The sequence below is a fragment of the Dokdonia sp. genome (genome assembly GCF_039945015.1).
Classification (GTDB): Bacteria; Bacteroidota; Bacteroidia; order Flavobacteriales; family Flavobacteriaceae; genus Dokdonia.
The window spans coordinates 1-19,556 of the sequence record NZ_JBDUXP010000012.1 but is presented as its reverse complement, the minus strand read 5'-3'; the positions used below and the strand labels follow the sequence as shown (position 1 = coordinate 19,556).

Sequence of the window (19,556 nt, the reverse complement as noted above, 5' to 3'; positions counted from 1 at the left end):
AGACGATTTTAATCTTCGCCATGTTAACATTCTGTTTCTCAACTTTATCTATAGCCCAATCTGATGTTGTAGATGTAGCTTTATCCTCAAAAGATCATACTAGTCTAGTTGCTGCCGTAAAAGCCGCAGACTTAGTAAACACACTTAAAGGAGAGGGACCATTTACTATTTTTGCACCTACAAACGCTGCATTTGATGCATTACCTAAAGGGACATTAGAATCACTTCTAAAGCCTGAATCAAAAAGTAAATTAGCTGCAATTTTGACATACCATGTTATTGCTGGAAACTTTAAAGCTGCAGATGTGATTACAGCTATCAAAAAAGGAGGTGGAAAGTTTGCTATTAAAACTGTAAATGGCGGTACTTTAATTGCTTCTCTTAAGGGAAAACAAGTGATTCTTACAGATGCAAATGGAGGCACTTCAATAATAACTGCCACAGATTTAAAAGCATCTAATGGAGTCATTCATGTAATAGACAGCGTTGTATTACCTAAATAATTATAGCCGTTATTTTTGTATAAAAATAGCCTTGTTCAAAGAATAAGGCTATTTTTTATATATTCATTCAGCATTAAAACACGTTAACTTCTGGAGTGATTGTAAGTCCAAATCTAGCTTTTACTTCCTCTTGAATTCGTAGAGCCAATTCCCATATTTCGGTTCCTGTTGCTTTATCATAATTAACAAGTACTAATGCTTGTTTTTCATGAACACCTGCATCCCCATAACGTTTCCCTTTAAAACCTGCTTGCTCTATAAGCCATCCTGCTGGCACTTTGATTTGATCTGATCCTATAGGGTAATAGGGGATCTCCGGAAACTTCTTACGTAATTCTGAAAAAACAGCTTGAGATATTACTGGGTTTTTAAAAAAACTTCCACTATTCCCAATCTTTGCTGGATCTGGGAGTTTAGATTGACGTATTTCTACAACTACGTCTGACACGTCTTTTATGTTTGGCTTTGTAATGCCTTTTGCGATAAGTGTATCATAAATAGCTCCATAATCTGTAGTAATAGTATGTTTCTTTGATGTCAATCTAAATGTAACAGATGTAATTACGTATTGATCTTTTAATTCCGTTTTAAAAACAGAATCTCGATATCCAAAATTACATTCATCACGTGAAAATATTTTTATAGTCCCATCTTTTCTAGAGACAGCTTCACATTCATAAAAAACATCTTTAAGCTCAACTCCATAGGCTCCTATGTTTTGAATAGGAGCTGTACCTACATTACCTGGAATAAGAGACAAATTCTCAACTCCCCCATAATTATGATCTATACAATATAGAACAAAATCATGCCAGTTTTCACCTCCAGCTACCTTAAGTAGTACTTCATTTTCGTCAGAAGGCATATCAAGGACATGATAGCCTTTATTATTAATATGAACTACATATTTATCAATATCCTTAGTCAATAACATATTACTGCCACCTCCAATAATAAATAGTTCTGAAGGATGCTTTTCTTTTATAATACGCTGTAAATCTGATACAGATGTCACAGATAAAATTTCAAGGGCGTGTACATCGATGCCAAACGTATTGTATTTTTTTAAAGAAGCTTTCCTAGATGTCATATATTACTCTTTATACTCTTTTAACGCTGCACGTAAAATTTCTACAGCTTCTTTAAGTAAGTTTTCTTCTAAAACATATGCAATTCTCACTTGATTAAGTCCAACTCCTTTACTAGAATAAAATCCTGCTGCTGGTGCAACCATAATCGTTTTACCATCTAGTTGGAAAGATTCTAATAACCACTGTGCAAAAGCATCTGCATTTTCTACAGGAAGTTCTGCAATACAATAAAAAGCACCTTTCGGTTTTGCAACTTTTACACCAGGAATAGTTTCGAGTCCCGCAATAAGTGTATTACGCCTTGATACATAATCTTCAATAACATCTGTAAAGTATGATTCTGGTGTTTCCAAAGCAGCTTCACTTGCCACTTGTGCAAATGTAGGTGGACTCAAGCGAGCTTGAGCAAACTTCATGGCTGTACTTATTAATTCTTTATTTCTACTTACGATACAACCTATACGTGCACCACACATTGAATATCGTTTTGACACAGAATCTATCATAATAGTATGCGCATCTATATCACGTTGTGTCATCACAGAATGATGTTTTAAGCCATCATACGCAAATTCTCTGTATACTTCATCTGCAATTAAGAAAAGGTCATGCTTTTTTACGAGCACAGCTAGTTGTTTAATTTCATCTTCACTATACAGGTATCCTGTTGGGTTTCCTGGATTACATATAACAATAGCTTTCGTTTTTGAAGTAATTAGTTTTTCAAAATCTGCAATAGGAGGTAATGCAAAACCTGAATCAAGATTTGATATTACAGGAACCACAGACACTCCACTAGCTGTAGCAAATCCATTATAGTTTGCATAAAAAGGCTCAGGAATAATTACTTGATCACCTGGATCTGTTATACTACCCATGGCAAAAAGCAATGCTTCAGAACCTCCTGTAGTAACAATAACATCTTCAGAAGATACATCAATTCCATTTTTTTTATAATAACTCGCTAGTTTATCTCTATAAGATGCAAAACCTGCACTATGCGAGTAAGCCAAAACTTCTATTGCATTATTCTTTACAGCATCAAGTGCTACTTGTGGTGTTTTTATATCTGGTTGCCCTATATTAAGGTGATGTATTTGTATTCCTCTTTCTTTTGCTGCTTCTGCAAAAGGCACTAATTTACGAATAGGAGATTGAGGCATAATTTGCCCCTTATTAGAAATTACTGGCATAATTGTTTTCTTTTTTTGCTTTACAAAAATGCAAATTTATATTGGTATTTATAGATTCGTTCTCAAAAAAAAGCAGCATCTATACTAAATAAAAAAGCCACTCAATGAGTGGCTTTTAAAAAATAATTTTTAAAGAGTATTACTTTCCAGCTTCTGGCTTAACACTCCCTTTAATCTTAAGGGTGTATGGGACTTCAGATGCATTAGAATACACTGTAATTGTTTTTCTAATAGGGCCTGGACGTTTTGTATCGTATTTTACCTTTATGACACCGCTTTCTCCTGGTTTAATAGGACCTTCCGGTTTTTCAGGAACTGTACATCCACACGTTGAATATACACGAGCTACAATAAGCACGTCTGTACCAGTATTTGTAAAATTAAATTCACGTACTCCATCTGCTCCATAATCTACCTCTCCATAATCTACAACATCACTTTCAAAAGTAATAGCTGCTTTTTTCTCTTGGGCTGTTACACTCATCATCATAAGACCAGTAAACAACAATAACATTAGTTTTTTCATAATTTCCAATATTTGAGGACGTTAAAAATAGTCAGAAATAAGCCCTCTACCAAATAATGATATCAACAATTCAATGATAACACTGAACAAATTTTTATCATTAAAAATTTCTACTGACTATATTTATTAATCATACCGTTATCAGTACTTTTGCTCATTATTATTCAATAATCAGACCAAACTATGAGCATTGCTTCAAAATATGACGCTTCACAGGTAGAAGACAAGTGGTATACGTACTGGATGGAACATAATTATTTCCATTCTACACCCAATGAGAAGAAACCATACACCATTGTTATTCCTCCTCCTAATGTCACGGGAGTATTACATATGGGACATATGCTTAATAACACAATACAAGATGTTTTAATAAGACGTGCTCGTTTAACAGGACTTAATGCATGCTGGGTACCAGGGACAGATCATGCCTCTATTGCTACTGAAGCTAAGGTAGTTGCAAAACTTGCAGAGCAAGGCATTAAGAAATCTGACCTTACTCGTGAGGAGTTTTTAAAACACGCATGGGAATGGAAGGAAGAGTATGGGGGCGTTATTCTAGAGCAACTTAAAAAACTAGGTGCTTCTTGTGATTGGGAACGCACTAAATTTACCATGGACCCCGACATGTCTGAAGCGGTGATTAAAACTTTTGTAGATCTTTATAATAAAGGAAGAATTTATAGAGGGTATCGTATGGTAAATTGGGACCCTGAAGCAAAAACAACACTTTCTGATGAAGAAGTTATCCATATAGAAAAGCAAGGACTCTTATATTATCTCAACTATCAGATTGAAGGTTCTGAAGACTTCTTAACAATTGCAACAACGCGTCCAGAGACTATTTTTGGCGATACAGCTATTTGTATAAATCCAAATGACGAACGTTTTACTCACTTAAAAGGCAAAAAAGCGATTGTTCCTATATGTGGTCGTGTTATTCCTATTATAGAAGATGAGTATGTAGATATAGAGTTTGGAACAGGTTGCTTAAAAGTGACTCCTGCTCATGACGAAAATGATAAAGTTCTTGGTGACAAACACAAATTAGAAGTTATTGACATCTTTCATGAAGATGCCTCTCTTAATAGTTTTGGATTACATTATGAAGGTCAAGATCGTTTTAAGGTACGCAAAGCTATTAAGCAAGAACTTGAAGAAAAAGGGCATCTTGTAAAAACGGAGAACTACATTAACAAAGTAGGAACTTCAGAACGTACAAAAGCTGTTATAGAACCTCGTCTTTCTGATCAGTGGTTTCTTAAAATGGAAGATCTCGTAAAGCCTGCTATTAAGGCAGTATTAGAAACGGGTGACGTAAAACTATTTCCTAATAAGAGGTTTGACAACACTTACCGTCACTGGATGGAAAATATTCGTGATTGGAATATCTCTCGTCAATTATGGTGGGGGCAGCAAATTCCTGCTTATTTCTACGGAGATGGGAAAGAAGATTTTGTTGTAGCCGAAACTATAGAGGAGGCGTTAACGCTTTCGCGAAAGCGTACTCAGAATGATAATCTACAAATTTCTGATTTACGTCAAGATGAAGATGCTATGGATACTTGGTTCTCTTCTTGGCTATGGCCTATGAGTGTTTTTGACGGAATACGAAATCCAGATAATGAAGAATTTAAATACTACTACCCTACTAATGATCTTGTAACTGGTCCAGATATTTTGTTTTTCTGGGTAGCACGTATGATCATTGCTGGGTATGAATATACGGACCAGCGTCCTTTTCAGAATGTTTATTTAACGGGGCTCGTACGTGACAAACAAGGTCGAAAAATGTCTAAATCATTAGGAAACTCTCCTGATGCTCTTAAGCTTATAGATGATTATGGAGCAGATGGGGTACGTGTAGGGCTTTTACTAAGTAGTGCTGCTGGTAATGATTTGATGTTTGATGAAGAACTTTGCAACCAAGGTAAAGGGTTTGTTAATAAGATATGGAATGCTTTTCGACTTATACAAGGATGGGAGATTAGTGATACTATAGATCAACCCGAATCAAGTAAGAAAGGATTAGAATGGTATACAGCTCGTTTTAACCAAACACTTGTTGAGATAGAAGATCATTTTTCAAAGTACCGTATTAGTGATGCATTAATGGCTACCTACAAATTAGTTAAAGATGATTTTTGTGGATGGTTATTAGAAATTGCAAAACCAGCCTATAAACAACCTATAGATCCCAAGACGTACAATGCCGTTATTGAAGCTTTAGAAAATAATTTACGCATCCTGCATCCTTTTATTCCTTTTGCATCAGAAGAGATATGGCAAACATTATCAGAGCGAACTCCAGAGGAAGCACTTATTGTAAACAATTGGCCAAATCAGCTACCTTTTAATGAACAAATCATCACGGATTTTGAATATGTATCTCAAGTTATTTCTGGCATTAGAAGAGCTCGAAAAAGCAAGAACATTCCAAATCATGAATCTATAGAATTACACACTATAAGTAATGAAGAAGTTCCTAGTTACCTAGATACACTCATTCTTAATTTAGGAAACATAACAAATTATACAGTTACTGATACACTTATAGAAGGGGCACTTTCTTTTAGAGTAAAATCAAATGAATATTTTATTCCGTTTGAAGAAGAAATTGATGTTGAAGCTGAGATTATCAAAATAGAAGAAGAACTAAAATATACTAAAGGGTTTTTAATATCAGTTTCTAAAAAACTAAGTAACGAGCGTTTTGTAAATAATGCACCAGAAAAAGTAGTTGCTATGGAAAAACAAAAACAAACTGATGCTAAAGCTAAGATAGAAGCTTTAGAAAAAAGACTGAATAGTCTTACTTAATTCTAAATAGATATATTATAAAATTAAAAAGCGCTTACTGGTTAGTAAGCGCTTTTTAATTTTATTTTCAAAACGTATTTATCTTTCTACGTATTTATTTGCTGTTTCTATATACTCTCTTTTTGCATCATCACTTGACATGCTTTTTACTTGTAATAGTGCATTAATTTTAAACGCACTTACAAGCTCATGTTCTCCTTCTTGATGACTAAATGTATTTTCCTGAGTTGCTTGTTTATAAAGTGCATAAAATTGCAATAAAACATCTGGAGGAAACTCTTGTGTTGCCTCACTCACCCTTTTAAAAGCGTCCAAAAAAGCGGTATTGAGCGCCTCTTTTTCCATTATGCTGTTGCTATTATCGATGATGCTCCTTTTACTTTTTGATTCAATGCTACAGCAATATTAGTTCCTATTGGAAGATAAATATCTACACGAGATCCAAATTTAATAAAACCGCTTTCTCCTCCTTGAGACACTACGTCTCCTTCTTCTGCATAGTTTACTATACGTTTTGCAAGTGCTCCTGCAATTTGTCTATGCATTACTTCTCCAAATTTCTCTGTTTTTACAACAACCGTTGTTCGTTCGTTTTCTTCACTTGCCTTAGGATGCCACGCTACAAGATATTTACCAGGATGATACTTGCTAAAAACAACGTTACCCGCTCCTGGGTATCGCGTTACATGAACATTAAGCGGAGACATAAACACAGATACTTGCAAGCGTTTATCTTTAAAGTATTCTTTCTCAAATACTTCTTCTATAACAACAACTTTACCATCTACCGGAGATACAATCGAAACATCATTATTGGGAGCTATACGGCTAGGGTTTCTAAAAAACTGAAGAATAAGTATTAAAAGAACTACGAGTGTAGTTACTATTAAATAAAACAGCCAATCTTTTTCTAAAAACCTATTTGCAGTGAGTAATCCAATAGTAAATAGACCCAATGCAATTGTAATAATCTTACTCCCTTCTTTATGAAACATAATCTAGCACTATTAAAAATAAATAAATAAATGGACTTGCAAAGATGATACTATCTAATCTATCATATATCCCACCGTGACCTGGCATTAATTGGCCACTATCTTTAACTCCTGCTTGTCTTTTCAACTGTGATTGTATTAAATCTCCTAGGGTTCCAAAAACAGAAGTTACAATAGCCACAGTGATCCACAATTGGATACTTAAAAGTTCTGTAAATTTATAAATAAAAACACTAGCAATACAAGAAAAAACAAGCCCACCTATAAAACCTTCTACAGTTTTCTTAGGAGAAATACGTTCAAGTAATTTATGCTTACCTATACTTTTACCTACAATAAATGCAAAAGTATCGTTAATCCATATTAACGCAAACACACTGGCGACTAGATAAGAGGTGTACTCTCCTTGATATGATGGTAACAATATAGTAAAGACAAAACCTCCAATAATATAAAATAGCAAGTATATATATTTTTGAGCTATCGTAATATATTTTTCTGAAGGGCGTATAAGATTCTTAATAAGATATAGGTTTGTCATTATAGTAAGTGACAAGAAAACAAGAGTCACCTGATTGTACCATTTAAAATAACAAAAAACAAGAGTTGCTAAAACAAGTAAGAAATAGGGTACTATAGATTTTACATTTATAAGACGCAAAAATTCATATAGACACAAGATTCCAAATATCAATATTAATATTAGATATATATTCTCAAGAGAGAATATTGCAAGTAGCAAAAATGCGACATACAATAACCCAGAAAGTGCCCTAATAATAACTTCTCGCATATTACAAATCTTCTAACAGTAGTAAATATAGATTTTTTGTACTGCTTCCATAAGACATAAAGTCTTTTTCCTCTTCGTTTGTTTCAAAATGTTTAATGGTTGTAATATTACTTGGTATATTACCTTTATTTTTATTTTTAATAAGGCGAAGCCCTTCTCCAATACTATTTACAATTTGGCTTGTTGTTGCAAATACAATCATACATTGAGGAAATTCCTGTAATTTTAATTCTTTAAGTTGATGAGAACTCACTAATATAGAACCATTATCTGCAATAAGACTTTCACAGGTAGTTAGAAAAAAAGGAGACTCCCCTTTTTGACCAAATGTAAGATTAAACCCCTTAAATGTATCTTCTAAATGTTTATCAAAGCAAAACACTTGTTGTTCATACCAATCATTCTCTAAAAGGATATCATCAAAATTTTCTTTAAGCTCTTCTAAATTAATTGCATACAGAAACTTTCCACCATTTAGTATGAAATTTTTCGTGAAACGTTCGTCAGCAGGGGTATGTACATCAGGCATGTACTTACTGCGCTCGTCTTGATTTCTATCTGAGCGAGGGCTGTCTGATTTAGATTCTTTTTTAAATAATTTTCTAAATAGACTCATAATGAGATTTAGATTCGAGCGTACAAGTTGTTCAAATATAAAAAAACTTGATTTAACGATAAGTTAAATCAAGTTTTAATTCTAAAGAATAATTAAAATATCTTAAACTGTTGTTGCAATATCTTCCTTTTTCCCAAAAGGTCTATCCCCAAATATCTCTAAAAGGTTATCTTTAAATATAACTTCTTTATCTAAAAGTAAATCTGCTAGCTGGCTTAACTTATCCTTATTTGCTTCCAATAAATCAATAGCCCTCTGATATTGCTCTTCTATAATAGAAGATATTTCTTTATCTATTAACTCAGCTGTTTTTTCACTATACGGCTTACTAAAGTTATATTCAGACTGCCCTGATGAATCATAATATGTAAGATTACCTACTTTATCATTTAATCCATATACAGTAACCATCATACGAGCTTGCTTTGTTACTTTTTCCAAATCACTAAGTGCTCCTGTAGATATCTTATCAAAAATAACTTTTTCTGCAGCTCTACCTCCTAAAGCAGCACACATCTCATCTAGCATTTGTTCTGGACGAACAATAAGGCGTTCTTCTGGAAGATACCAAGCAGCTCCTAAAGATTGTCCTCTAGGAACAATTGTCACCTTTACAAGAGGTGCAGCATGTTCTAACATCCAACTTACAGTTGCATGACCAGCTTCGTGATATGCAATTGCTTTTTTCTCATCCGGAGTAATAATTTTATTTTTCTTTTCAAGACCTCCTACAATTCTATCTACTGCATCTAAGAAATCTTGTTTACCAACTGCTTTATGACCTTTACGTGCCGCTATTAAAGCTGCCTCGTTACAAACATTTGCAATATCTGCTCCTGAGAAACCAGGTGTTTGCTTAGCCAAAAAGTCAATATCTAATTCTTCATCTATTTTCTTTAATGGACGTAAGTGTACTTCAAAAATCTCTTTACGCTCTCTAACATCTGGAAGATCAACATAAATTTGTCTATCAAATCTTCCTGCACGCATTAATGCTTTATCAAGAACATCTGCTCGGTTTGTTGCAGCAAGTACAATTACATTTGTATTGGTTCCAAAACCATCCATTTCAGTTAATAACTGATTAAGCGTATTTTCGCGCTCATCATTAGAACCTGAAAAATTATTTTTACCACGTGCTCTTCCTATGGCATCTATCTCATCTATAAAAATAATTGCAGGAGATTTCTCTTTTGCTTGTTTAAACAAATCACGTACACGTGAAGCTCCTACTCCTACAAACATCTCAACAAAATCAGATCCAGATAAAGAAAAGAACGGAACTTGAGCCTCTCCAGCAACAGCCTTTGCTAGTAATGTTTTACCTGTTCCTGGTTGACCTACCAATAAAGCTCCTTTTGGTATTTTACCCCCAAGGCTTGTATATTTTTCAGGGTTTTTAAGAAAGTCTACTATTTCTTGTACCTCTTCTTTTGCTCCTTCCAGACCCGCTACATCTTTAAATGATGTTTTTACATCTGATTTTTCATCAAAGAGTTTTGCTTTTGACTTCCCTATATTAAATATCTGTCCTCCAGGCCCTCCTCCAGAACCTGCAGACATACGTCTCATAATAAATATCCATATCCCAATAATTAAAATGATAGGAAAGAAATTAATAAGCATCTCCCAAATGTTACCTTCGGTTTCATACCCAACTTCTGTCTTTAAATTATTGGCAGCTATAGCCGTATTAATTTCATTTTCAAAATTCTGTAAATCTCCAAACTGAAATTTATAATCAGCAGCACTAGGTGCTGGTTTTAGAAAAGAACTACCTCTATTACTATGTGTGTCTTTTGCTTCGGCTTCTTTGGTAAGATATACCTTTGCTACATTTTTATTTACAATTTCAATACGCTCTATATCTCCATTTCTAAGGTATTCATTAAATTTATATAATGATGTTTTCTTTGGTTCATTAAAGCCGCTATTCCCACTAAACATACTAATAGCAATAAATATAACCACTATCAATCCGTAGATCCAATAGTTACTAAATTTAGGCTTATTAGGCGTAGGGTTATTTTTTGTTTCTTTAGACATTAACTCTCTTTTTTAATAACTGGTTGCTATTGAAGTAATTTTTGCGTCGCCCCAAAGGCTTTCTATATCATAAAACTCCCTTATATGCTTTTGGAACACATGGACTACTACATTGACATAATCCATTAATACCCATTCAGAATTATCTAAACCTTCGACATGCCAAGGTTTTTCTTTTAATTCTTTACTGGCAATTTTTTGAATAGAATTTACTATTGCAGCTACTTGCGTATTTGAAGTACCATTACAAATAATGAAATAATCACAAACTGTGTTTTCAATATCTCTTAAATCAAGAATATCAATACCTTGCCCTTTAACTTCTTCAATTCCTTCTATAATTTTTGCAATTAATTGATCTGCACTCGTTTCTTTTTTTGCCATTAAATCCTTTTATTTACACAAAGTTATTACAAATTTACGTTTATCAGCCTTCTTAACATAAGTTTAAATAACATAATCACGTATATGCGTATAGTCAAACTTTATACCACCGATTCGACAAATGACTATCTTAAGTCATTAGCCAAAGAAGAAAGTCTAGAAGAGGACACCGTTGTCTGGGCTCTAGAACAAACTAATGGGCGAGGACAAATGGGCACAAAATGGTCTACAGAACCTAATAAAAACCTCACATTCAGTGTCTTTAGGAAAATTCAACAAGTTACCATAAATCAACAATTTTATCCCTTAATGGCAGCATCCCTTGCCGTAAAAGATGTACTTAAGAAACTTTTAATAAAAGATGTACGGGTAAAATGGCCTAACGACATATTGTCAGACAAACAAAAGATATGTGGCATCCTTATCGAAAATGTCATAAAAAAAGGAGAATTAAATGCCATGGTTATTGGAGTTGGACTTAATGTAAATCAAACTGAATGGAAAGATCTCACCAGAGTTACTTCTATAAAATCGCAAACAGGGATACATTTTGACCTTCAAGAAATTCTAAATATGCTTCTTGAGCAATTTCATTATTATGTCAAAATGCTTCTTGACGGAAATCTCGAAGCTATTAAAAAAAACTACGAGGAGCATCTTTTTAGAAAAGACAAACCATCAACTTTTTTAAGGTCAAATCAAGAACAATTTGTTGGCATCATACAAGGAGTTACTGACCAAGGCAAACTCATTTTATTAGAAGAAGATAATATCATAAATGAATATGATTTAAAAGAATTAGAATTACTTTTCTAATCAATATTATCACCTCCGACTTTGCATACTTAAGATTCTTTTATTCGTATCTTTGTTATCCTTGAAAACAAGCTATGCAAGAAGAAAAAATAGCATCACCTGTGCGTCAACCTAAACCTAAATGGTTACGAGTTAAACTTCCTACTGGAAAAAAATATACCGAATTAAGAGGTCTAGTAGATAAATATGACCTACATACAATATGTACATCTGGAAGTTGCCCTAATATGGGAGAATGCTGGAGCGAAGGTACTGCTACATTTATGATATTAGGAAATATTTGTACACGTTCCTGTGGTTTTTGTGGCGTAAAGACTGGACGTCCAGAAACTGTAGATTGGGAAGAACCTGAAAAAGTAGCTCGATCTATAAAAATTATGGCTATAAAACATGCAGTGATAACTTCTGTAGATAGAGATGATCTCAAAGATATGGGAACTATCGTATGGGGAGAAACTGTAAAAGCGATAAGACGCATGAATCCAGAAACAACACTTGAAACATTAATTCCCGATTTTCAAGGTCGAGAAGATTTACTTGATCGTATTATAGCCGTACATCCAGAGGTAGTATCTCACAATATGGAAACGGTAAAGCGCCTTACTCGCGAAGTTCGCATACAAGCAAAGTATGAGCGCAGTTTAGGGGTTTTAAAGTATCTTAAAGAAAACGGTATTAACCGTACAAAATCAGGTATAATGCTAGGTCTTGGAGAAACCGAAAGTGAAGTAATACAAACACTGGAAGATTTAAGATCTGTCAACTTAGATATTGTGACAATAGGTCAATATTTACAACCTTCCAAAAAACACCTTCCTGTAAAGCAATTTATCACTCCTGATCAATTTAAAAAATATGAAGAAATAGGCCTCAAAATGGGCTTTAGACATGTAGAAAGCGGAGCCCTTGTACGTTCTTCATATAAAGCACAAAAACATCTTACATAACAATTTATGAGTCATATCAAAGTTGCAATAAATGGCTTTGGACGTATAGGGCGTAATCTTTTTAAATTACTTCATACTCATCCTGAAATCGATGTGGTTGCCATAAATGACTTGGCAGATGCTCACACATTAAGTCATTTATTAAAATTTGACAGTATCCACGGCATATTTGATGCAGATGTTCGCTTTCGCGAAAGCGGACCCTCCTCATATATCATTGTAGATGACGTAGAAATTCCATTGTTTAATTCTTCATCTATTGAAAACATACCTTGGAGTCTTGTACAACCAGACATCGTTGTTGAAAGTACAGGGAAATATAAAATCAAGACAGAACTAGAGCATCACATTTCTAACGGGGCACAAAAAGTTATTTTGGCTGTCCCACCCCAAGATGATCAAATCAAGATGGTAGTTCTCGGAGTAAATGAACACATCCTAGATGGTAGTGAAACCATTATTTCAAACGCTTCATGCACTACAAATAATGCAGCACCTATGATTAGCACTATTGATCAAATTTGCGGCGTAGAGCAAGCCTATATAACAACCATTCATTCATACACTACCGACCAAAGTTTACACGATCAACCCCATCGTGATCTTAGAAGGGCAAGAGCAGCAGGTCAAAGCATTGTTCCTACAACGACAGGAGCTGCAAAAGCACTAACAAGAGTTTTTCCACACCTAGCAGATGTTATAGGAGGATGCGGAATCAGAGTTCCTATTGCAAATGGCTCTCTTACTGATATTACTTTTAATGTAAAAAAAAGTACGACTATAGAAGAAATAAACAATGCCTTAAAAGAAGCCTCTGAAACTAATCTAAAAGGTATTTTAGAATATACAGAACTACCGTTAGTCTCAGTAGATATAATAGGCAATACACATTCTTGCATCTTTGATTCACAAATGACCTCTGTTATAGGTAAAATGGTAAAAATAATAGGTTGGTATGACAATGAAATTGGATATTCTAGTCGAATTATCGAATTAATATCATTCATTAACAGGAAATAATATATATTCGTACCTGTTTAATGTACCCTAATATATGAGCGCGTTCTTCATTCGTTTTATGCTCGCAATGCTATTTACTCTTCCCACAATCACTGTGGCACAAGAAATAGATACTGCTACTCAAAAGGCTACTAGTCAGAAAATTGACTCTTTATTAACTGTAGCAGCTACTGCCATTGAAAATAACGACTATACTAACTCTGCGCTACTTATGACAAGAGCAAGGATTTTAGCTGAACAAACAAATAATAATAATCGAATAGGTTTAGCCTCAAGTGCTCTTTCTCGTCTTTATTTACTCACTGGCAATCTAAAAAAAGCTAAGGAAGAAAACGAGCGTGCTATTAAAATGCAACAAGATAATGACAACGAAGAAAATCGTGGTCAAAGTTATATTACAGCTGCAAAAATTGCTCAACAAGAAAAAAGATATTCAGAAGCTTCTGAATATTTAGAACAGGCAAAGGAAATTCTTAAAAATGGGAGAAGACCTGAATTATTAGCTCAAGTATATAGTAATCAAGGAGCTATTGCTTTGACAAAAAACAACACTCAAAACGCTGAAGAACTATTTAATCTAGCAATTATTCAGGCTAATGATGCTGAGAATAAATTCGTACTTGCTAAAAGTAATATACAAAAAGCTGAAGCCCTAGCTATTCAAAAAAAATACGATGAAGCTGAAATTGCTATAGAAATTGCGCAACAAATAAGCACTTCCGAAAACTACCCAACATTACTATCAGAGTCATATAAAATAAGTAGTCATATTGCAAAAGAACAAAATAACATTTCCAAGGCATATGAACACATGAGTCTTTATAAAGACTATCTAGAAAAAAACAGAAACAAAAAAACAGAATCTAATTTTAGCATAGATCAATTACAAGACGATCACGTGCTTAGCGCTCAATTAAAAAAGGATATAGAGACAGAAAGAGAACGTTCTTTAATGGCAAATAAAGTAACAACCGTTCTACTTATTGCCATGATTACAATACTCTCTTTACTTATCCTATCTCTATACAAAAACAACAACCTTAGAGCAAAGGCAAATGAGTTATTACAAGCTAAAAACACAGAGCTTATTGTAGCAAAAGATAATGCTGAAAAAGCCTCCATGGTAAAAGCACAATTCCTATCTACTATAACTCATGAATTGCGTACTCCAATGTACGCTGTTACAGGACTAACACATTTATTACTAAGTGAGAACCCTACCCCTGAACAGAAAAAACATTTAGATTCTCTTAAATTTTCTGGAGAATATTTACTTTCATTAATTAACAATATACTTGATCTCAACAAATTAGAAGCAAATAAAGTAGAGGTAGAACAAACTGCTTTTAATTTAAAGAAACGTATTGAAGATGTTTTATTTGCATTAGGGAAATCTGCAAAAGACAAAGGAAACAGTCTCAATTTTGAATTTGATGAAGACATCCCTGAAGAAGTATTAGGTGATCCACTAATGATTTCTCAAATCTTAATTAATCTTGTAGGGAACGCAGTAAAATTTACGCGTGATGGAGATGTAGATGTTCGTGTTCAAAAAATAAAACAAACCGAAACAGAAGCTTATCTTCACTTTGAAGTAGAAGATACTGGAGAAGGAATTTCAAAAAAGAAACAAAAAAATATTTTCCAAAATTTCACCCAAGGATCTGTTGCTATAAATAGGAAATTTGGAGGGACAGGTTTAGGTTTATCTATTGTAAAAAACTTGCTTGATCTTCTTGGAAGTAAAGTAACTTTAGAAAGCACATTAGGTAAGGGATCTACTTTTTCTTTTGACATCAAATACAATCTTGTTAAGCAAGCTGGAGAAGAATCAAATCCTCATAATATAATTTATGACATTGATTATGTCGCTCTAGAAAATCGCAAAATATTAGTGGTCGAAGACAATAAGATTAATCAAATGATTACGCGTAAAATCTTAGAAAAAAATAAAATGGTATGTGATGTAGCCGACAATGGCGAAATTGCTGTAGAGAAAGCGCGAAATCAAAGTTTTGATCTAATTTTAATGGATATTCATATGCCAGGTATAAGTGGTATTGAAGCAACCGAACAAATACGTTTATTTGACAAAGAGATTCCTATACTAGCATTAACCGCTGTAACCATTGATGAAAACATCGATGAGTTTCATGAAGCTGGATTTAATGACATTATTCCGAAACCATACAAAGTGGAAGAATTTTTTCAAAAAATACACAATGGCTTAAAACAATCTAAAGTGTTTAATTAAAAGTCATTAATAAACTCTAACAGTTGTTTATTAAAAACCTCTTCTTTATCTATAAATTTTGCTTCAATAGGAAGGTAAAACAGTGTGTTATTTGACAATAAAGGGCGCAACCTTACGTAATCCTTTTCTGTAGTTATAATTAACCCGCAAGACTCTAAAGTTTTTATTTCGCTTAAAGCGAAATTATGATGATCTCCATACACTTTATGGTCAAACTCTAATCCATTATTTTTAAGATAACTAACTAACGGTTTAGGGTTTGCTATTCCAGTAACAAGTGTAATTTCTTTATTTTTTAACTCAGGGAAGCTTAATGCTGTATCATCATTAATAAGCACGTCACCATAGGTAATCGTTGTAAAGTAAACGGCTTGATGCGGCAAAGGATTTATTCTCTCTATAATAGTTTCTCTCTCTATTTTAGAAAACCCATCAGGACACTTGGTTACTACAATTACTTGCGCTCTAGCAATACCTTTTCGGGCTTCTCTAAGGTTACCTACAGGCAATATATAATCATCTACATAAAGATCGCCATAAGCTGTTAAAACTATCTGAAAGCCAGCTTTCACTTTTCTATGTTGATAAGCATCATCTAAAATTATAAGTTCAGGAGAAAATTCTGATTTTAAAAGAGTAGAAATACCACGTTGTCTGTCTTCACATACAGCCACTTTAATATCGTCAAATTTTCTAGCAAATTGTAACGGCTCGTCTCCTACCTCTTCAGCTAGGCTATCTGCAGTGACATTGAGGTATCCTTTTGTTTTTCGTCCATACCCACGACTTAACGTTGCAGTCTTACACCGTCCTTTTACCAATCGCACTAGATACTCAGTCATTGGACTTTTCCCTGTCCCACCTGTATTTAGATTACCCACACAAATAATAGGAATTTCATATTCCTTATGAGTATTTATATTCCAATCGTATGCCTTATTTCTTAATAAAGTTATTATATAATAAAGCCCTGCAAAAGGAAATAAAATTTTACGTAGATGTTTCATAAAGAGCGAAGGTATAATTTTTATCTTTACTTTTTTAAGACACACACTATGACGATACGTGATATTTCCGATATACTTGAAAAATGGGCTCCTTTATCTTATGCAGAAGACTTTGACAATGTAGGATTACTTGTAGGCAACTCATCAACAAAAATCACAAATATTCTAGTCGCTCATGATGCTTTAGAAAACGTAGTTCAAGAAGCTATTGAAAAAGATTGTAATTTAATTGTATGCTTCCATCCTATTCTATTTTCAGGATTAAAGAAAATAACAGGATCTAATTATGTTGAGAGGTCAATCCTAAAAGCAATTAAAAATGACATTGCAATTTATGCAATACACACAGCACTAGACAATGTCTCTTATGGAGTGAATTTTGGGATGGCAAGAGCTATAAATCTTATAAATACTGAAATACTTATACCCAAACAAGATTACATCTACAAACTAATAACATATGTTCCACATGCCTCTGCAAATACTCTTAAAACAGCTCTTTTTAAAGCTGGAGCAGGGACAATAGGAAATTATGATGAATGTAGTTTTAGCACTTCAGGCGAAGGAACTTTTCGCGCAAGCAAAAATGCAACCCCAGTTATAGGCAAAATAAATGTACAACATCAAGAACCAGAAACACAGATACATGTTACTTTTGAGAAACATTTAGAACAGCGTATCTTAAAAGCATTGTTCGCAAATCACCCCTATGAAGAAGTTGCATACGAGGTTACAGCTCTCCAAAATGCACATAAAAACATAGGGATGGGGATGATAGGTAGTCTTGAAGATCCTTTAGATCAAATTGATTTTCTACATCTTATAAAAAATACTTTTCAAACTGGTGGAGTAAGACACTCTGAAATACTTAATAAACCCATTAAAAAAGTAGCTGTTTTAGGAGGAAGTGGCGCCTTTGGAATATCACAAGCAATACGAAGAGGAGCAGATGCATATGTAACAGCAGATCTTAAATATCACGACTATTATAAAGCCGAAAAACGAATTTTATTAGCAGATATTGGTCACTTTGAAAGTGAACGCTTTACAAAAAACATAATAGCTGACTATCTTACAGAAAAAATTCGTAATTTTGCAGTCATTTTATCGGAAGAAAATACCAATCCCATCAACTATTTATAAAGTATGGCAAAGAAAAAGGAGTCAACTGTCGAAGAGAAGCTAAGAGCATTGTATGATTTACAACTTATAGATTCTAGAATAGATCAAATACGCAACGTAAGAGGAGAATTACCCTTAGAAGTAGAAGATCTAGAAGACGAGGTTGCTGGTCTCAATAAGCGTATTGAGAAACTGGATAATGAGCTATCGCTTATAGAAGATCAGATTAAAGCTAAAAAAATTCAAATAGAAGATTCAAAAGCTTCTATCAAAAAATATTCTGAACAACAAAAAAATGTGCGTAATAATCGTGAGTTTAATGCGTTGAGCAAGGAAGTTGAGTTTCAAGAGTTAGAAATTCAACTTGCAGAAAAGAATATTCGTGAATTTAAAGCTCAAATAGAGCAAAAGAACGAAGTTATTTCTACTACTAAAGTACGTTTAGGAGAACGTGAGAAACATCTTAAGCACAAGAAAAGTGAATTAGATGCCATCCTATCTGAAACAGAAAAAGAAGAAAAGGCTCTAATCAAGAAGAGTGATGATTTTGAAAAAGAAATTGATGAACGCTTAGTAAAGGCATACAAACGCATACGAACTAATGTAAGAAATGGTTTAGCTGTTGTAGCAATTGAACGTGGAGCTTCTGGAGGATCTTTTTTCACAATTCCACCACAAGTACAAGTTGAAATTGCTGGCCGCAAAAAAATCATTACTGATGAACATAGTGGTCGTATTCTAGTAGATAGCGTACTTGCAACTGAAGAACAAGAAAAAATGGAATCTTTATTTAAATCTCTTTAAGATTTAAATATATCCCATAAGTATTAAAAAAGCGTTTAGAGTTAATTCTAAACGCTTTTTTAGTTTTAGTAAATACAAGAGATAAAAAAAGCTTTTTATCAATTTATGCTAACTAAACGGTTAGTGAATAATTAATTTTTTTGTAAATAATCCTTTATCCGTTTCAAGACGGAGTATATATGGACCTTTACTCATATTAGGGACTGGTAATTCTAATGTATTAGTTCCTGTTATAGGTTTCCATTGCTTTATTACTTGTCCTAGCATAGAGAATAGAGTAGCATTATTTACATTGTTAAGCTCGCTTTTTGTAATTGTAATGATATGTTGTTGCGAGCTATAAAAGACAGTAATACTATTGATATCTGTCTCTAGGTTTTGTTCTAGAACCCCTAAAGTATCGTCGTCTTCAGTATTTTCTCCTGTAGTTCCACCTTCTTCAGTAGTCTCATCTTCTTCAAAAGTTCCACCTTCTTCCTCTTGTTCATCTTCTTCAAAAGTGCCTTCCTCTTCCTCTTCTTCCCAGTCACCGTTTGTTTCTCCTTCTTCTTCCTCTTCCCAATCACCAGTAGTATCTTCTTCCTCCTCTTCCTCTTCTTCTGTTTCTTCCTCTTCTTCC

At 33.7% G+C, this 19,556-nt stretch carries 19 protein-coding genes; 8 read left to right on the top strand and 11 right to left on the bottom strand.

Annotated elements, in window-relative coordinates; all coding sequences use genetic code 11:
- Nucleotides 1–20 precede the first annotated feature (20 nt).
- On the top strand, nucleotides 21–503 hold the full coding sequence (locus ABJD27_RS08945) for a fasciclin domain-containing protein (RefSeq protein WP_348163445.1): 483 nt from the start codon (nucleotides 21–23) through the stop codon (nucleotides 501–503).
- Between the two features lie 73 nt (nucleotides 504–576).
- Here ABJD27_RS08945 and murB read toward each other — a convergent pair whose 3' ends face one another.
- The 3 genes from murB to ABJD27_RS08930 all read right to left on the bottom strand — a co-directional run bounded on the left by murB (nucleotide 577) and on the right by ABJD27_RS08930 (nucleotide 3,313).
- Nucleotides 577–1,593, bottom strand: coding sequence for a UDP-N-acetylmuramate dehydrogenase (gene murB, locus ABJD27_RS08940; RefSeq protein ID WP_348163379.1), 1,017 nt, complete (start codon nucleotides 1,591–1,593; stop codon nucleotides 577–579).
- A 3-nt stretch (nucleotides 1,594–1,596) separates the two neighbouring features.
- Nucleotides 1,597–2,787: a pyridoxal phosphate-dependent aminotransferase gene (locus ABJD27_RS08935; RefSeq protein WP_348163382.1), complete on the bottom strand. Its 1,191-nt coding sequence runs from the start codon at nucleotides 2,785–2,787 to the stop codon at nucleotides 1,597–1,599.
- Between the two features lie 139 nt (nucleotides 2,788–2,926).
- Nucleotides 2,927–3,313 (bottom strand): DUF1573 domain-containing protein, encoded by a 387-nt coding sequence (locus tag ABJD27_RS08930; protein WP_348163385.1) that lies wholly within the window; start codon nucleotides 3,311–3,313, stop codon nucleotides 2,927–2,929.
- A gap of 183 nt (nucleotides 3,314–3,496) precedes the next feature.
- Between ABJD27_RS08930 and ABJD27_RS08925 the strand changes: the two genes are divergently transcribed.
- On the top strand, nucleotides 3,497–6,133 hold the full coding sequence (locus ABJD27_RS08925; RefSeq protein ID WP_348163388.1) for a valine--tRNA ligase: 2,637 nt from the start codon (nucleotides 3,497–3,499) through the stop codon (nucleotides 6,131–6,133).
- Between the two features lie 78 nt (nucleotides 6,134–6,211).
- Here the strand turns inward: ABJD27_RS08925 and ABJD27_RS08920 are convergent, their stop codons facing one another.
- From ABJD27_RS08920 to rsfS, 6 genes are all read right to left on the bottom strand, one after another.
- Nucleotides 6,212–6,478: an acyl-CoA-binding protein gene (locus ABJD27_RS08920; RefSeq protein ID WP_348163391.1), complete on the bottom strand. Its 267-nt coding sequence runs from the start codon at nucleotides 6,476–6,478 to the stop codon at nucleotides 6,212–6,214.
- Nucleotides 6,478–7,128 carry a phosphatidylserine decarboxylase family protein gene (locus tag ABJD27_RS08915; protein WP_348163394.1) on the bottom strand — a complete coding sequence of 217 codons (651 nt, stop codon included), beginning with the start codon at nucleotides 7,126–7,128 and terminating at the stop codon, nucleotides 6,478–6,480. The genes ABJD27_RS08920 and ABJD27_RS08915 overlap by 1 nt, the downstream gene beginning before the upstream one ends.
- Nucleotides 7,118–7,921: a phosphatidate cytidylyltransferase gene (locus ABJD27_RS08910; RefSeq protein ID WP_348163397.1), complete on the bottom strand. Its 804-nt coding sequence runs from the start codon at nucleotides 7,919–7,921 to the stop codon at nucleotides 7,118–7,120. Before ABJD27_RS08910 ends, ABJD27_RS08915 begins: the two co-directional genes overlap by 11 nt.
- A gap of 1 nt (nucleotide 7,922) precedes the next feature.
- Complete coding sequence (locus tag ABJD27_RS08905; protein WP_348163400.1) at nucleotides 7,923–8,537, bottom strand: LUD domain-containing protein; 615 nt, start codon at nucleotides 8,535–8,537, stop codon at nucleotides 7,923–7,925.
- Nucleotides 8,538–8,639: 102 nt separating this feature from the next.
- Complete coding sequence (gene ftsH, locus ABJD27_RS08900; protein ID WP_348163403.1) at nucleotides 8,640–10,583, bottom strand: ATP-dependent zinc metalloprotease FtsH; 1,944 nt, start codon at nucleotides 10,581–10,583, stop codon at nucleotides 8,640–8,642.
- Nucleotides 10,584–10,595: 12 nt separating this feature from the next.
- The gene (gene rsfS / locus ABJD27_RS08895; RefSeq protein ID WP_348163406.1) at nucleotides 10,596–10,967 is read right to left on the bottom strand and encodes a ribosome silencing factor; all 372 of its coding nucleotides are present in this window, start codon (nucleotides 10,965–10,967) and stop codon (nucleotides 10,596–10,598) included.
- Between the two features lie 84 nt (nucleotides 10,968–11,051).
- On the opposite strand from rsfS, the gene ABJD27_RS08890 reads away from it, so the two are divergent.
- From ABJD27_RS08890 to ABJD27_RS08875, 4 genes are all read left to right on the top strand, one after another.
- A complete protein-coding gene (locus tag ABJD27_RS08890) occupies nucleotides 11,052–11,783 on the top strand; it encodes a biotin--[acetyl-CoA-carboxylase] ligase (RefSeq protein WP_348163408.1) in 732 nt (243 codons plus the stop codon).
- A 74-nt stretch (nucleotides 11,784–11,857) separates the two neighbouring features.
- Nucleotides 11,858–12,730 carry a lipoyl synthase gene (gene lipA / locus ABJD27_RS08885; RefSeq protein WP_348163411.1) on the top strand — a complete coding sequence of 291 codons (873 nt, stop codon included), beginning with the start codon at nucleotides 11,858–11,860 and terminating at the stop codon, nucleotides 12,728–12,730.
- Between the two features lie 6 nt (nucleotides 12,731–12,736).
- The gene (gene gap / locus ABJD27_RS08880; RefSeq protein WP_348163414.1) at nucleotides 12,737–13,750 is read left to right on the top strand and encodes a type I glyceraldehyde-3-phosphate dehydrogenase; all 1,014 of its coding nucleotides are present in this window, start codon (nucleotides 12,737–12,739) and stop codon (nucleotides 13,748–13,750) included.
- Between the two features lie 34 nt (nucleotides 13,751–13,784).
- Nucleotides 13,785–16,004: a response regulator gene (locus ABJD27_RS08875; RefSeq protein WP_348163417.1), complete on the top strand. Its 2,220-nt coding sequence runs from the start codon at nucleotides 13,785–13,787 to the stop codon at nucleotides 16,002–16,004.
- Here the strand turns inward: ABJD27_RS08875 and lpxK are convergent.
- On the bottom strand, nucleotides 16,001–17,011 hold the full coding sequence (gene lpxK / locus ABJD27_RS08870) for a tetraacyldisaccharide 4'-kinase (RefSeq protein ID WP_348163420.1): 1,011 nt from the start codon (nucleotides 17,009–17,011) through the stop codon (nucleotides 16,001–16,003). The genes ABJD27_RS08875 and lpxK overlap by 4 nt on opposite strands.
- A gap of 48 nt (nucleotides 17,012–17,059) precedes the next feature.
- Here lpxK and ABJD27_RS08865 point away from each other — a divergent pair, with 48 nt between their 5' ends.
- Both ABJD27_RS08865 and ABJD27_RS08860 read left to right on the top strand, forming a co-directional pair.
- Complete coding sequence (locus tag ABJD27_RS08865; protein ID WP_348163422.1) at nucleotides 17,060–18,154, top strand: Nif3-like dinuclear metal center hexameric protein; 1,095 nt, start codon at nucleotides 17,060–17,062, stop codon at nucleotides 18,152–18,154.
- Between the two features lie 3 nt (nucleotides 18,155–18,157).
- A complete protein-coding gene (locus tag ABJD27_RS08860; protein ID WP_348163425.1) occupies nucleotides 18,158–18,937 on the top strand; it encodes a C4-type zinc ribbon domain-containing protein in 780 nt (259 codons plus the stop codon).
- Nucleotides 18,938–19,057: 120 nt separating this feature from the next.
- Here ABJD27_RS08860 and ABJD27_RS08855 read toward each other — a convergent pair.
- Nucleotides 19,058–19,556 (bottom strand): T9SS type A sorting domain-containing protein (locus ABJD27_RS08855; RefSeq protein ID WP_348202033.1); only part of this gene is annotated, 499 nt, incomplete at its 5' end.

Coding starts and splice junctions, on each gene's coding strand:
- ftsH (WP_348163403.1), bottom strand. CDS start 10,583: ATGTCTAAAGAAACAAAAAATAACCCTACGCCTAATAAGCCTAAATTT.
- ABJD27_RS08865 (WP_348163422.1), top strand. CDS start 17,060: ATGACGATACGTGATATTTCCGATATACTTGAAAAATGGGCTCCTTTA.
- rsfS (WP_348163406.1), bottom strand. CDS start 10,967: ATGGCAAAAAAAGAAACGAGTGCAGATCAATTAATTGCAAAAATTATA.
- ABJD27_RS08860 (WP_348163425.1), top strand. CDS start 18,158: ATGGCAAAGAAAAAGGAGTCAACTGTCGAAGAGAAGCTAAGAGCATTG.
- gap (WP_348163414.1), top strand. CDS start 12,737: ATGAGTCATATCAAAGTTGCAATAAATGGCTTTGGACGTATAGGGCGT.
- ABJD27_RS08905 (WP_348163400.1), bottom strand. CDS start 8,537: ATGAGTCTATTTAGAAAATTATTTAAAAAAGAATCTAAATCAGACAGC.
- ABJD27_RS08910 (WP_348163397.1), bottom strand. CDS start 7,921: ATGCGAGAAGTTATTATTAGGGCACTTTCTGGGTTATTGTATGTCGCA.
- ABJD27_RS08920 (WP_348163391.1), bottom strand. CDS start 6,478: ATGGAAAAAGAGGCGCTCAATACCGCTTTTTTGGACGCTTTTAAAAGG.
- ABJD27_RS08925 (WP_348163388.1), top strand. CDS start 3,497: ATGAGCATTGCTTCAAAATATGACGCTTCACAGGTAGAAGACAAGTGG.
- ABJD27_RS08890 (WP_348163408.1), top strand. CDS start 11,052: ATGCGTATAGTCAAACTTTATACCACCGATTCGACAAATGACTATCTT.
- ABJD27_RS08935 (WP_348163382.1), bottom strand. CDS start 2,787: ATGCCAGTAATTTCTAATAAGGGGCAAATTATGCCTCAATCTCCTATT.
- murB (WP_348163379.1), bottom strand. CDS start 1,593: ATGACATCTAGGAAAGCTTCTTTAAAAAAATACAATACGTTTGGCATC.
- lpxK (WP_348163420.1), bottom strand. CDS start 17,011: ATGAAACATCTACGTAAAATTTTATTTCCTTTTGCAGGGCTTTATTAT.
- lipA (WP_348163411.1), top strand. CDS start 11,858: ATGCAAGAAGAAAAAATAGCATCACCTGTGCGTCAACCTAAACCTAAA.
- ABJD27_RS08930 (WP_348163385.1), bottom strand. CDS start 3,313: ATGAAAAAACTAATGTTATTGTTGTTTACTGGTCTTATGATGATGAGT.
- ABJD27_RS08915 (WP_348163394.1), bottom strand. CDS start 7,128: ATGTTTCATAAAGAAGGGAGTAAGATTATTACAATTGCATTGGGTCTA.
- ABJD27_RS08875 (WP_348163417.1), top strand. CDS start 13,785: ATGAGCGCGTTCTTCATTCGTTTTATGCTCGCAATGCTATTTACTCTT.
- ABJD27_RS08945 (WP_348163445.1), top strand. CDS start 21: ATGTTAACATTCTGTTTCTCAACTTTATCTATAGCCCAATCTGATGTT.